12 protein-coding genes are annotated in these 12,601 nt (G+C 71.5%); 5 read left to right on the top strand and 7 right to left on the bottom strand.

The window, feature by feature from the left end; all coding sequences use genetic code 11:
- Positions 1–26: 26 nt before the first annotated feature.
- Complete coding sequence (locus tag KU887_RS20400; protein WP_006487344.1) at positions 27–509, top strand: DUF3331 domain-containing protein; 483 nt, start codon at positions 27–29, stop codon at positions 507–509.
- 24 nt (positions 510–533) lie between these two features.
- On the opposite strand, the gene KU887_RS20395 is transcribed toward KU887_RS20400, so the two are convergent.
- A complete protein-coding gene (locus KU887_RS20395) occupies positions 534–1,736 on the bottom strand; it encodes a GNAT family N-acetyltransferase (protein WP_125331829.1) in 1,203 nt (400 codons plus the stop codon).
- Between the two features lie 173 nt (positions 1,737–1,909).
- Here KU887_RS20395 and KU887_RS20390 point away from each other — a divergent pair, with 173 nt between their 5' ends.
- The 4 genes from KU887_RS20390 to KU887_RS20375 all read left to right on the top strand — a co-directional run bounded on the left by KU887_RS20390 (position 1,910) and on the right by KU887_RS20375 (position 7,420).
- A complete protein-coding gene (locus tag KU887_RS20390; RefSeq protein WP_060263381.1) occupies positions 1,910–3,388 on the top strand; it encodes a PLP-dependent aminotransferase family protein in 1,479 nt (492 codons plus the stop codon).
- Between the two features lie 343 nt (positions 3,389–3,731).
- Entirely contained in the window at positions 3,732–5,315 is a 1,584-nt protein-coding gene (locus KU887_RS20385; protein WP_258257616.1) for a trypsin-like peptidase domain-containing protein, read from the top strand.
- 227 nt (positions 5,316–5,542) lie between these two features.
- Positions 5,543–6,754 (top strand): MFS transporter, encoded by a 1,212-nt coding sequence (locus KU887_RS20380; RefSeq protein WP_258257615.1) that lies wholly within the window; start codon positions 5,543–5,545, stop codon positions 6,752–6,754.
- Between the two features lie 126 nt (positions 6,755–6,880).
- Positions 6,881–7,420, top strand: a complete 540-nt coding sequence (locus KU887_RS20375) for a DUF4303 domain-containing protein (RefSeq protein WP_006494727.1) — start codon at positions 6,881–6,883, stop codon at positions 7,418–7,420.
- 54 nt (positions 7,421–7,474) lie between these two features.
- Here the strand turns inward: KU887_RS20375 and KU887_RS20370 are convergent, their stop codons facing one another.
- The 6 genes from KU887_RS20370 to cobA all read right to left on the bottom strand — a co-directional run bounded on the left by KU887_RS20370 (position 7,475) and on the right by cobA (position 12,560).
- Positions 7,475–8,173 carry a fumarylacetoacetate hydrolase family protein gene (locus KU887_RS20370; RefSeq protein ID WP_034202256.1) on the bottom strand — a complete coding sequence of 233 codons (699 nt, stop codon included), beginning with the start codon at positions 8,171–8,173 and terminating at the stop codon, positions 7,475–7,477.
- 116 nt (positions 8,174–8,289) lie between these two features.
- On the bottom strand, positions 8,290–9,231 hold the full coding sequence (locus tag KU887_RS20365) for a helix-turn-helix transcriptional regulator (RefSeq protein WP_034202257.1): 942 nt from the start codon (positions 9,229–9,231) through the stop codon (positions 8,290–8,292).
- Positions 9,232–9,320: 89 nt separating this feature from the next.
- Complete coding sequence (locus KU887_RS20360) at positions 9,321–9,920, bottom strand: uracil-DNA glycosylase family protein (RefSeq protein WP_006483783.1); 600 nt, start codon at positions 9,918–9,920, stop codon at positions 9,321–9,323.
- A 103-nt stretch (positions 9,921–10,023) separates the two neighbouring features.
- Complete coding sequence (locus tag KU887_RS20355; protein WP_258257607.1) at positions 10,024–11,076, bottom strand: CmpA/NrtA family ABC transporter substrate-binding protein; 1,053 nt, start codon at positions 11,074–11,076, stop codon at positions 10,024–10,026.
- 5 nt (positions 11,077–11,081) lie between these two features.
- The gene (locus KU887_RS20350) at positions 11,082–11,678 is read right to left on the bottom strand and encodes an ANTAR domain-containing response regulator (RefSeq protein WP_006494730.1); all 597 of its coding nucleotides are present in this window, start codon (positions 11,676–11,678) and stop codon (positions 11,082–11,084) included.
- Positions 11,679–11,798: 120 nt separating this feature from the next.
- Positions 11,799–12,560 carry a uroporphyrinogen-III C-methyltransferase gene (gene cobA / locus KU887_RS20345; protein WP_194131954.1) on the bottom strand — a complete coding sequence of 254 codons (762 nt, stop codon included), beginning with the start codon at positions 12,558–12,560 and terminating at the stop codon, positions 11,799–11,801.
- Between the last annotated feature and the right edge of the window lie 41 nt (positions 12,561–12,601).

Here is a 12,601-nt window from a genome sequence, read left to right as displayed (position 1 = left end):
TCAACCTGCACGGAAATTCGTCAAGCATGCTCAACACCATGGAAAGCCCGATCTGCGAAGAAGACCTGTCGTGCGACGCGTCCGCGTTCGACGAAGACGATGCGATGCCGTCGCGCGGCGGCGTGATCGCGCATCCGCTCGTGACGATCGGCCGCGCGCCGATTCCGGAGCAGGGGACGGCCGCGGCGTCGCCGTTGCGCCCGCAACTGTTCGTCACGGTGCTGGAGGCGGGCGACGACGGACTGCTGGTGCGATGGGTCGAGAGCGGCCGGTGTCACTACGGCGAGCAGCGCTGGCGGCTGCGCGTCGCGTTGCAGCCCGGTCGCTGCGCGCTTTCCGGGCAGCCGATCGAGCCGGGCGAGCCGGTGTTCCGGCCGGTGCGGCGACCGGTGCCGGCCAACGGCGACGAGATGATCTGCCCGGCGTCGGTGCCGGGTAGGGGCGGTGCGGCGTGCGATGGCGCGCGGCGGGACCGCGACGCACGCGATCCGGCCGATGTTCCGGGCTGAACATCGGCCGTCGGAGCGGCGACGTTACTTCTTCAGGTCGTGCCGGTACTGGATGAAACCGGCGTTGTTCGCGAGCTTGTCGTACAGCGCGCGCGCGGCCGTGTTGGTCTCGTGCGTGAGCCAGTACACGCGGCTCGCGCCGGCTTCGCGGGCCCGTTCGTACACGGCCTCGATCAGCGCGCGGCCGGCACCTTGCCCGCGCGCGTCGGGCGCCGTGTACAGGTCCTGCAGATAGCAGTACGGCCCTTCGGTCCAGCACGAGCGGTGGTAGATCGAATGCACGATCCCGACCAGCGCACCGGACGCGTCGAACGCGCCGAGCACGAACATCGGCTCGGCCGGATCCATCAGGCGCGCCCAGGTCGTCGCGAACACCGCGTCGCTCAGCGCCGTGTCATAGAACTTCTGGTAACCCTGCCACAGCGGACGCCACGCGGCTTCGTCGGCGGCGACGAGCGGGCGTACCGTGACGCGCGTGGCGTCGTTCGCGCGGCTGGCTGCGTCGCGTGCGCTGGCCTGCGCGTGGCGTATCGCGGTGAGCGGCTGGCGCTGGTTGCCTTCGGCATCGAAGTTCTCCGGTGCGAGCCATGCTTCGAACGCGGCGCGGACGTCCGGCCATTCGCCGTCGATGATCGAGAACCACGCGGTGTCGCGATTGCGGCCGCGATAGACGATCGCCTGCCGGAACGTGCCTTCGTAGCGGAAGCCGAGCCGGGCGGCCGCCTTGCGCGACGGCGCGTTCAGGTCGTCGCACTTCCATTCGTAGCGCCGGTAGCCGAGCGTGTCGAACGCGTACTTCATCAGCAGGAACTGCGCTTCGGTCGAAACCGGCGTGCGCTTGAGCAGCGGCGAGAACGTGACGGAGCCGACCTCGATCACGCCGTTGGCCGGATCGATGCGCATCAGCGCGAGCGTGCCGACCGCGCGACCCGTGGCGCGGTCGATCACCGTGTAGTGCAGCGGATCGGTGCTCGCCTGCGCGCCGCGCGCGTAGTCGTGGTAGCTCGACTCGTCGGCATACGGGCCGTGCGCGAGATAGGTCCAGTCGCTGCCGTCGGGCGCCTGGGCGTAGGCCGCGTACAGGTCGGCCGCATGGCGCTCGGCGTCGAGCGGTTCGAGCCGGCAGTAACGGCCTTCGAGCGCGATGCGCTCGGGGCGCGGACGCGCGGACCAGTCGGGAACGGGTTGGCCGATGGGCTGCTGGAAAGCGTTGGTGAGCGTGGGCAAGGTCGATCTCGCTTCGGTTGGCGGCCGGCGACATGCCGGCATGCAGACGATCGTAGTCCCGGCGAGGTACCATGAGAAGCGCCAGAGAACGGTAAATTTATGGTGCCACGAGCCGTGATCGCCCGCCGTTCGCCAATCACCGCAGGTTCGACTTTTCACGCCGCGATATTCCGATGACGACTGCCTTTCCTTCCGGCGCCGCGCCGTTGCTGCCGCTCGATGCGCCGCTGGCACGTACGCCCGGCGCACCGTCGCTGCAGCGCCAGTTGCTGCGCCGCTTGCGCGACGCGATCCTCGGCGGCGCGATGCCGGCCGGCACGCGGTTGCCCGGCACGCGCGCGCTGGCCGAAACGCTCGGCGTGTCGCGCAATACGACGGCCGCCGTGTACGAGCAGCTCGTCGCCGAAGGTTTCCTGCAGTCGGATCGTCGCGGCACGCGGGTCGTCGGGCTGTCGCGGCCGGCGCCGCCGCGCAGGCGGACCGCGCCGCCGGCCGTCGCGCAGCGGCTCGGCCGGATTCGTCCGAGCCTCGTCGGCACCGGCGAATCGGAGGGCTTCCGGCCGGGCGTGCCCGCGCTGTCGCATTTCCCGGTGGATGCGTGGCGGCACGCGATCGACCGCGCGCTGCGCCGTGCCGGCCGCGAGCTGCTCGCGTATGGGGACCCGCTCGGCGAATCCGCCCTGCGCGAATCGATCGCGCGCCATCTGGCCGTCACGCGCGGCGTGCGCTGCGATCCCGAACAGATCGTGATCACCGAAGGCGCTCAAGGCGCGATCGCGCTGTGCGCACAGTTGCTGACCAATCCGGGCGATACGGTGTGGGTCGAGGAGCCCGGCTATCGCGGCGCGCGCACCGCGATGCAGGCGGCCGACCTCGACGTCGTGCCGATGCCGGTGGACGCGGAAGGGCTGCGTGCGGAACCGGACGACTGGCGCGAGCGGCCGCCGCGCCTCGTCTACACGACGCCGTCGAACCAGTTCCCGACCGGCGCCGTGCTGTCGATCTCGCGCCGGCTCGCGCTGATCGATGCGGCACGCCGCCATCGCGCGTGGATCATCGAGGACGACTACGACAGCGAATTCCGTCACACCGGCGAGCCAATCGGCGCGATGCACGGGCTCGCGCCGGATTCGCCGGTCGTCTATCTCGGCTCGTTCAGCAAGACGATGTTTCCGGCGCTGCGGATCGGTTTTCTCGTGCTGCCCGACGCGTTGCTGGCCGCCGTGCGGCCGGCGCTGCCGGAGATGCTGCGCGGCGGGACGCGCCACGTGCAGCTCGCGCTGGCCGATTTCATCGAGACGGGCGAGTACGGCCGGCATCTCGGACGGATGCGCCGGCTGTATCGCGACCGGCGGCGGTTGCTGCTCGCCGCACTCGATAGCAGCCTGAGCGTGCCGCACCAGATCGAGGGCGGCCCGTGCGGGCTGCATCTCGCGCTGCGGCTGCCGGCGCGTTATCGCGATCGCGCGATCGTCGAAGCGGCGCGCGCGCATGGCATCGGGCCGTTTCCGCTGTCGGGTTTCGCGATCGATGCGGCGCGCGCCGGCAACGGGCTCGTGCTTGGTTTCGGCAATACGTCGGCCGATGCGTTCGAGCCGATGTTGCGGATGGTGTCGGCGATCGCGGAGCGGGTGGGCGCGGGGCACGCGTGATGGTAGGGTTTCGCCACCTCGAACTTCCTGCTGCGTGATCGTGATTGCGCTCGGCCTGTCCGTGATGTGCGACAGATGGCATGCCCGGCCGCAGACCGTGACGAAGACCCCGGCACCGACGTCCACCCCAATGCGTGGTGGATATTCGGATTGACGAACCGCGCACTTTGTTCGAAACGGCCGCCCTCGCGGTTCCGCCGCCCGGGCACCTCCCGGCATACGGGTTTCGATTCGTATGTTCCAACCGGCGCGTGGGCTATAAATGGAGGCGTGTACCGGTGCTCGTCGGGCGCCTGCGCGTCTCGCGCAGGGTGGCGTCGCGACTGCCCGGGGGAGGTGCACCGTGGTCTGCCAGACGCTTGCTCGCGCCGTGCTTCGCACCGCGTTGATCGGGGGCGTGCTTGCCGGAATCTTGCCGCCGCCCGCCGCCATCGCCGGCACCCTCGCACCACCCGCCGCACCGCCCGCGATGAAGGCGCGGCCGCCCGCCGCGCCTTACGCGATGCCGGTCGACTTCCCGGCGATCGTCGAGCGCTACGGCCCGGCGGTCGTGACCATCATGGCCGCCACGCCCGACCCGCAAACCGGCGGCCCGGCCTTTGCCATGCTCGATCCCGACGATCCGCTCGCCGCGTTCTTCCGCCATGGCGCACCGCCGTCCGCGCAGGGGCCGCAGGCACCGGCGCCCGATACCGCGCCGCGTGCGGTGTCCGGCAGCGGCTCGGGTTTCATCGTCAGCGCCGATGGCCTGATCCTCACGTCCGCTCATGTGGTCGACGAGGCGACCGACGTGACGGTGCGGCTCACCGACCGGCGCGAATTCAAGGCGACGGTACTGGCCGTCGATCCGCAAAGCGACGTGGCCGTGCTGCGCGTCGACGCGACGAAGCTGCCGTTCGTGCGCGTCGGCGATTCGTCGAAAGTGCGCGCGGGCGAACCGGTGATGACGATCGGCGCGCCGGACGGCTCGGGCAACACGGTCACGGCCGGCATCGTCAGCGCGACGTCGCGCCGGCTGCCGGACGGCAGCGCGTTTCCGTTCTTCGAAACCGACATCGCACCGAACCCCGACAACTCGGGCGGCCCGGTGTTCAATCGCGCGGGTGACGTGATCGGCATCGCGGTGCAGGTGTATACGGGCGCCGACCGCTACGCGAGCACGACGTTCGCCATCCCGATCGCGTTCGCGACGAAGGTGCGCGCCCAGTTGCGTGCGCAACAGCAGGCGCAAGTGCAGGCGCAGCAGGCTCCGCCGCTCGCGGCGGAGGCGTCGTCGGGTAATGCGTTCGGCGTCGACGTGCAGGACGTGGGCGTCGGCCTGGCCGCGGCGTTCGGACTGCCGCGTCCGGCGGGCGCACTCGTCAACGGGGTCGCGCCCGGCTCGCCGGCCGCCGCGGCCGGCCTGAAGCCCGGCGACGTGATCGTGAAGGTGGGCGACAAGACGATCGGCCACTCGGCCGAACTGAACGATCTGGCCGGCGCGCTGCCACCGGGCGGCAAGGCGCGGCTGCGTGTGATCCGCAACCGTGCGCCGATGATGCTGACGATCACCGGCGCCGACGACGCGGGCGGTAGCGCGGCCACCACGGTCGGCATGGCCGCGTCGAAGGCCGCCGCGCGGCCGGGGCCGGGTTCGGGGGCGGGCGATGCAGGCGACCACGGCGACCGCCTCGGCCTGACGATGCACGCGTTGAGCGACGACGAGCGCCGTTCGACCGGGCTCGCGGTCGGGATGATGGTGGATGCGGTGCATGGCCCGGCCGCGCGCGCCGGCATCCAGCCGGGCGACGTGGTGCTGGAGCTCAACGACACGCTGCTCGAGACGCCGGACGACGTGCAGACGCTCGAAGCGAGCGGCGGCAGCGTGATCGCCGTGCTGATCCAGCGCAACAACGCGCGGAAGTTCGTGTCGGTGCGCGCGCGTTAGGGCGTTGACGCGGCTGCCGTCGTCCGCCTAACATCGTCCGATATCGCTGGCGGTCCGCCACGCATCCAGGAGCCATTCAGCATGAAAACGGCTTGCTTCATCGTAGTCATCCACAGGCGCAGGGTCCGGTAGCGGGATCGCGCCGGCACCCATGCGCCCCCGACTCGTTCGGGGGCTTTTTTTTGTGTTGCGCACGGCCGTGCGGCCCTGCGCGGGAGGGCATCCGCTTGTCATCGAACCTGTCGACCGCGTCCGACCCGGCGTCGCCGCGGCACGCCACGCTGATCCTGCTGTGCGCGTTGTCGGTCCTGCCGCTGAGCCTGTTCCTGCCGTCGCTGCCGGCGATCGTGCGCGACCTGCACACCGACTATGCGCTCGTCGCGCTGTCGCTCGGCGGGTATGCGGCGGTGGCCGCATCGCTCGAGTTCGTGACGGGGCCGCTGTCCGACCGGTTCGGGCGGCGGCCGATCGTGCTGACGAGCGTCGCGCTATTCGCGCTCGGGTCGCTCGGTTGCGCGATGGCGGCCGATATCCGCGTGTTTCTCGGCTGCCGGCTGATGCAGGCGGCGATCACGTCGGTCTATCCGGTGTCGATGGCGGCGATCCGCGACACCGGCGGCGGCGCGCGCGCGGCGAGCCGGATCGGCTATGCGGCGATGGCGGCCGCATTCGCGCCGATGCTCGGCCCGACGCTCGGCGGCGCACTCGACCAGACGGTCGGCTGGCGCGCGAGCTTCTGGTTGCTTGGCGCGGTCGGCGTCGCGCTGTTCGCCTGGTGCGCGCGCGATCTCGTCGAAACCCATACGCGCCGGTCGTCGAGCTTCGGGCAGCAGCTTCGCGCGTATCCGGCGCTGCTCCGTGCGCGCCGCTTCTGGGCCTATGCGCTGTGCATGGCGTTTTCGACGGGCGCGTTCTATGCGTTCCTGGCCGGCGCGCCGCTCGCCGCGAAAACGCGATTCGGCATCGCGCCGGCGGAGATCGGCTTCTACATGGGGACGATCACGGCCGGTTTCGTGTGCGGCAGCTTGCTGGCCGCGCGGGGCGCGCGCCGCTACGCGCTGGCCACGACGATCCTGGGCGGGCGGGTCGTCGCGTGTGCCGGGCCTCTGATCGGGCTTGCGCTGATGTCCGGCGGCGCGACGCACGCGCTCGCATGGTTCGGGCCGTGCGTGCTGGTCGGCATCGGCAACGGGCTGAGCAACCCGGGCGCCCATGCGGGCGCGGTGTCGGTGCGCCCGGAACTGGCGGGCAGCGCGTCGGGGCTGGCCGGCGCGATGACGATCGGCGGCGGCGCCGCGCTGTCGTCGTTGACGGGCGCGCTGCTGACCGTCGGCAACGCGGGCTACCTGCCGCTCGCGATGATGCTGCTGTCGGCGGCGATCGCGCTGGCGGCCGCCGTGTGCGTGCGGGTGTTCGACGGACAGGACGCCGGGCGGTGAGCGCGGGTGCGCCCCGGTACCGGTGCGCGGCCGAATGACGGACAATCCGCCGCATGCCGGGAGACGACGCACGAGCCGCGCGCCGCGTGTCCCGACGAGCGCAAAAGGCGACTGGACGAGGATGCGATGAGCGACTTTTCTGATTTCCAGCGGGATATTGCCGATGCCGCGAGGGCGACCTTCCGGGCGCTGCGGGCGTTGCACCCGGACGAGCATTTCTACGCGTTTGCGTTGTACACCGACAGCGGAGCGATGACGGTGGTGCCGGCGGCCAATTCGGTCGAAGGGCTGCGCCGGGTCCGCGCGCGGCAGGCGGTGGCGGACGACGACCCGTGGTTCGTGTGGGGCGTGGCCGAGTGGGCGTACGCGGCGGCCGAGGCTTCGCCGTTCAACGCGATCTGCGGCCGGCTGGCCGACGAAGTGCTGAGCCCGCAGTTCGTCCCGTCGCGCTTCAGCGAATTTTCCCGGCAACTGCACGCCGACATGATCGAGGCATTGCGGCTGCTCGATCGCGACGGCGTGTTCGGCACGGGCGATGACCGGGCGGCGATCACGCTGTTCGTGTCGATCAGCGACGACGATGCGGCCGAGGCGCTGGAAAACGCGTCGGCGAAAGCGCTGAATCCGCCGGCCGTCGCCGACGCCTTTCTGCGCCGCTACGACTGACCGGCATCGGGATCTCGCGCGGCGGCCCGGACAGGCGCCGCCGTGCGTGCCGCGTTACGGCTTCGCGCCGACCACGAATTCGAACGTCGCGATGCCGTCGACGCCGCCCGTCACGCGGTCGCCCGGCTGCAGCGCACCGACGCCGGCCGGCGTGCCGGTGAAGATCAGGTCGCCGGCCTTCAGCTCGACCGAGCGCGACACGTACGCGATCACGTCGGGCACGGGCCAGATCATGTCGGCCAGGTCGCCTTGCTGGCGCGTGTCGCCGTTGACCGCGAGCCAGATGCGCCCGGCGGCCGGATGGCCGGTGGCCGTCGCCGCGCGCAGCGCGGTTACGGGGCCCGACGCGTCGAACCCCTTCGCCCAGTCCCACGGCCGGCTCAGCTTCTTCGCTTCGGCCTGCAGGTCGCGGCGCGTGAGATCGACGCCGACGCCGTAGCCCCACACGTGCGACAGCGCGTCGGCCGGGTCGATCGACCGGCCGTCCTTGCCGATCGCGACGACCAGCTCGATCTCATGATGGAGATCGTTCGTCAGCGGCGGATAGGCGACCGTGCCGCTGGCCGGAACGATCGCGTCGGCGGGCTTGGTGAAGAAGAACGGCGGTTCGCGGTCGGGGTCGGCGCCCATTTCGCGGGCGTGGTCGGCGTAGTTGCGGCCGACGCAGAATACGCGGCGCACCGGAAAGCGCGCGGACGACTGTTCGACTTCGACGGAAGGACGCTCGGCGGCGTCGATGACATAGGCGGACATCTGATGGCCTCGTTCGGTAGGAAGACGGATGGCCGGCGCAGCGGCCGGCATGCGTGCAACGATACCCGACGCGCATGCGCCCGGATGCGACGCAACTGCGTTTTACCGGGACAAAACTACGCGTCGGTGGCCGCCTGCGTGTCGTCGGCGGCGGGCAGCGCGGCGTTCGCGTCGCGGTACGCCTTCGGCGACACGCCGACCCGCGCGCGGAAGCGCCGCGCGAAATACCCTTCGTCGCGGAAGCCGACCGAGCGCGCGATGTCCGCGATGCGCCGGCTGGTGTGGGCCAGCAGCGACTGCGCGAGCGCGATCCGGCGCTCGGTGACGAGATCGGTGAAGGTGCTGCCGGTTTCCTTGCGAACGAGGTGTGCGAGGTAGTTCGGCGACAGGAACGCGGCTTCGGCGGTCGCGGCGAGCGTCAGGTCCTCACGCGTCAGGTTCGCCCGCACGTGGCGCAGCACGCGGGCCAGCGCGTCACGCCGGCCGGCGCGCTGGGCGCCGCGCTGCGCGAGCTTGTCGAGCGCGCCCGCGTACTGCGTGCAGACGAGCCCGATCAGTTGCAGCAGGTAGCCGCGCAGCAACGTGGTCGAGCCGAAGGTGCGCACGCGATCGGCGTCGAGCATGCACAGCGCGAGGCGGCGCGCTTCGTCGTACGTATCGCCGGTCAGGATGAAATCGAGGTGCTCCTGGAAGCGGAACGGCGTCAGTTCGGGGAAGCGGTGCGCGGGCACGTCCTCGAGATCGAGCGGATCGACGTCGAGATCGGCGCGCAGGAACGCCTGGCTGAAATTGATCACGATGAAGTGCGCGCCTTCCGGATGCGGAATCAGGTGCTCGCGGTGCGGCAGCACGAACGCGAGCGCGCCGCGCGGAAACGGCCGCGTGACGCCGCCGATGCGCTGCTCGGTGTCGCCGCCGAGGTTGAACTGGATCTGGAAATACGCGTGCCGGTGCGGCTCGGTGATCGCCTGGCGCGACGCCTGGTCGCGGATGTAGAAATCGAGCCGGTCGCTGCGTTCGGGCATCCCGTACAGGCGCGGCGGGGCGGTGGAGGGCATGAAGGATTGTGCTGTTCGTGACGCGGTTGAGCCGCGATGGTACAGCGAACCGGGCGCGCCGGGGCCGGGCGCCGGCTCGCGGGCCCCGCTCAGCCTGCCGCGAGCGGCGCGATCCGGCGCCGCAGCTCAGGTACGACCTCGGCGTCGAACCATGGATGGTGCTTGAACCAGGCCTGGTTGCGCGGCGACGGATGCGGCAGCGGCAGGACGGCCGGGCCGTAGTCGCGCCAGGCTTGCACGGTATCGGTCAGCGTCGCCTTGCGGGCGCCGCGCAGGAAATGCCGCTGCGCGTACTGGCCGATCAGCAGCGTGAGCCGGATCGACGGCAGTTCGGCCAGCAGCCGGTCGATCCACAGTGGCGCGCATTCGGGGCGCGGCGGGTTGTCGCCGCTCGCGCCGCGGCCCGGGTAGCAGAAGCCCATCGGCACGATCGCGAAGCGCGTCTCGTCGTAGAAGGTCTCGGCGTCGACGCCGAGCCAGTCGCGCAGCCGCTTGCCGCTCGCGTCGTCCCATGGAATCCCGCTCGCATGGACGCGTGCGCCCGGCGCCTGCCCGACGATCAGGATGCGCGCGTCGCGATGGGCGCGCACGACCGGGCGCGGGCCGAGCGGCAGGTCGGCTTCGCATGCACGGCACGCGCGGATTTCGGTGAGCAGCACGTCGAGCGGCGCGCGCGTTCGTTTCGGCATCGATTCGGAGCGGGGACGGAGTGGCAAGGCGGTGTCGTGCGGGCGGGCAGCGGCCGGGCGCCGTGGCCCGGCGGCACACGCGGGCTGCACCGTGCGGCGCGCGTCACGCCCGCGACGGGCCCGCTGCGCCGCCTTCGGCGACCGCAGCATCATACAACGCGGTTTGCGCGATCGCCGCGGCGATCCCCGCATCGTCGTGCGAACCGTCGAGCATGCCCCAGCGCCGGTATTGCGACAGGAACCACAGCGCCTCGCGCGGATCGGGCCGGTTCACGGCGCCGCCGTCGTGGAAGCGGATCGGCAGCGGCGGCGTGGCGAACGGCCCCGCGCCGTAGTCGCCGAGCAGGCGCGGCGCGATCAGCCGGGCCGGCACGCCGAGTGCGTCGGGCGACGCGAGCCAGTCGGCCGCCTCGCGGCGGTGCGCGGCGCTGTCGAGCCATGCGCACGCATCGACCAGCGTGCGGACCAGCGCACGCGCGGTGGCCGGATACAGCGCGACGAAGTCGCGCCGGGTCGCGAGCACCTTCTCCGGATGATCGGGCCAGATCTCGCTCGTGACGGCGACGGTGCGGCCCGCGCCGCACGCTTCGGCCACCGCGTGCCATGGCTCGCCCGCGCAGAAGCCGTCGAGCTCGCCGCCCGCGAGCGCGGCGACCATCTCGGGCGGCGGAATCACGACGCTGCGCACGTCGCGCAGCGGATCGACGCCGTGCGACGCGAGCCACGCGTTCAGCCACATCGCGTGCGTGCCGGTCGGGAAGGTCTGCGCGAGCAGCGGCTTGCGGCCGAGCGTCGCGAACGCGGCACGCACGTTGGCGGTTTCGCGGTACGCGTCGGCGAGGCTCCGCGACAACGTGATCGCCTGCCCGTTGCGGTTCAGCACCATCAGCGCGGCCATGTCGGCCCGCGGGCCGCCGATGCCGAGCTGCAGCCCGCAGACGAGCCCGTAGAGCGCGTGCGCGGCATCGAGCTCGCCGCTGAGCAGCTTGTCGCGCACGGCCGCCCACGACGGCTGGCGGCTCAATTCGAGCGTGAGGCCATGACGCGCGCCGAGATTCAGGCGCTGCGCGACGATCAGCGGGGCCGAGTCGCTCAGCGCGACGAACCCGAGGCGAAGATGCGCGCGTTCCGGCGCGGCGGGAGGAGAGGTATGCATGGCACTCATGACTGGGGTGACGCGTCGAGCAATTGTCGCGCGACGTCGACGATGCGCAGGCCCTGATCCATCGCGCGCTTGCGCAGCGCGGCATACGCATCGTGTTCGGACAGCTTGCGCTGGTCCATCAGCACGCGTTTCGCGCGGTCGATCAGCTTGCGTTCCTCGAGTTCGCGCTCGACGTCGGCCAGCCGGCGGCGCAGCGCGTCGTCGTGCGAGAAGCGCGCGAGCGCGACTTCGAGAATCGGCGCGAGGCGCTCGGCCGACAACCCTTCGACGAGATACGCGCTGACGCCCGCGCCGACCGCCGCGCGGATCAGTTCCTGGTCGGCGTCGTGGCTGAACATCAGCACGGGGCGCGGCGCGGTCGCATGCATGACGGCGAGCTGTTCGAGCGTGTCGCGCGATGGCGAATCGGTATCGATGATCACGACGTCCGGGCGTTGCTCCTCGACGGCCGCCGGCAGGCGCGCGGGCGTCGCGACGTCGTTCAGCATCTCGTAGCCGAGGCGCGCGAGCGCATTGCCGAGTTCGCCGATCGGCTTGTCGGTATCGGTGACGAGCAGCACGCGCAGGCGGACGGGCAGGGCGGACGAACTCATGAGGCGGGCGACAGGGGCAGCGATGCGTCGGTGCAAGGGGCGAACGAGGCAGTCGGGCCGCACGCGCGGCCGGGGGTGAACGAAACGGGGAGCGGCCGAAGCCGCGCGATGCCGCCCATGTCAGGCGGCCCGCGGCAGCGCCGCGCCGATTGCCGCGTCCGCCTCCTGCGCGGCCGTTTCGCCGATCGCGCCGCCGACGAGGATCACGGCCGGGCTGCCGAGCCGCGCGGTTTCGATGCCGCTTGCGAGCGTGTCGAGCGTGCCGCTCCAGCGACGCTCTTCGGGCGTACCGGCCCATTGCACGGCCGCCGCCGGCGTCGACGCGGGGAGCGCGGCGAGCAGGCCCGCCGCGATGCTGTCGACGCGGCTCATCCCCATGTAGATCGCGAGCGTGGTGCCGGTCGCCGCGAGCCGGGCCCAGTCGGGTTCGCCGTGGTCCTGGCGATGCGCGGTGACGAACGTGACGCCCTGGCAGTGTTCGCGATGCGTGAGCGAGATGCCGAGGCTCGCGGCGGCCGCGAATCCCGACGAGATGCCGTTGACGATCTCGACCGGAATCGCGGCCGCGCGCAGCGTCGCGAGTTCTTCGCCGGCGCGCCCGAACAGCAGCGCATCGCCGCCTTTCACGCGCACCACGTGCGCGCCGCGCAGCGCATGGCGGCGCATCAGTTTCTCGATGAACGCCTGCGGCGTGGAGCGGCAGCCGCCGCGCTTGCCGACGCGGATCACGCGCGCCTGCGGCGCGAGTTCGACGATGCCGGGCGCGACGAGATCGTCGAGCAGCAGCACGTCGGCGGCGGCCAGCGCCTTCACCGCCTTCAGCGTGAGGAGATCGGGGTCGCCGGGGCCGGCGCCCAGCAGCGTGACTTTGCCTGTCGTCATGTCGTGTTCCTGTGCCGCATCGCATGCCTGCGGCGGTCTGC

It is taken from the genome of Burkholderia sp. EMB26, assembly GCF_024730645.1.
Taxonomy (GTDB): domain Bacteria; phylum Pseudomonadota; class Gammaproteobacteria; order Burkholderiales; family Burkholderiaceae; genus Burkholderia; species Burkholderia cenocepacia.
Note: the sequence above shows the minus strand (reverse complement) of the source record. Positions and strands in the feature narration are given on the sequence as shown.

What these genes read in the sequence shown, in the direction of transcription:
- KU887_RS20350 (WP_006494730.1), bottom strand. Translation starts at nt 11,678, where the DNA reads ATGAGTTCGTCCGCCCTGCCCGTCCGCCTGCGCGTGCTGCTCGTCACC.
- KU887_RS20365 (WP_034202257.1), bottom strand. Translation starts at nt 9,231, where the DNA reads ATGCCCTCCACCGCCCCGCCGCGCCTGTACGGGATGCCCGAACGCAGC.
- KU887_RS20355 (WP_258257607.1), bottom strand. Translation starts at nt 11,076, where the DNA reads ATGCATACCTCTCCTCCCGCCGCGCCGGAACGCGCGCATCTTCGCCTC.
- cobA (WP_194131954.1), bottom strand. Translation starts at nt 12,560, where the DNA reads ATGACGACAGGCAAAGTCACGCTGCTGGGCGCCGGCCCCGGCGACCCC.
- KU887_RS20375 (WP_006494727.1), top strand. Translation starts at nt 6,881, where the DNA reads ATGAGCGACTTTTCTGATTTCCAGCGGGATATTGCCGATGCCGCGAGG.
- KU887_RS20400 (WP_006487344.1), top strand. Translation starts at nt 27, where the DNA reads ATGCTCAACACCATGGAAAGCCCGATCTGCGAAGAAGACCTGTCGTGC.
- KU887_RS20360 (WP_006483783.1), bottom strand. Translation starts at nt 9,920, where the DNA reads ATGCCGAAACGAACGCGCGCGCCGCTCGACGTGCTGCTCACCGAAATC.
- KU887_RS20390 (WP_060263381.1), top strand. Translation starts at nt 1,910, where the DNA reads ATGACGACTGCCTTTCCTTCCGGCGCCGCGCCGTTGCTGCCGCTCGAT.
- KU887_RS20370 (WP_034202256.1), bottom strand. Translation starts at nt 8,173, where the DNA reads ATGTCCGCCTATGTCATCGACGCCGCCGAGCGTCCTTCCGTCGAAGTC.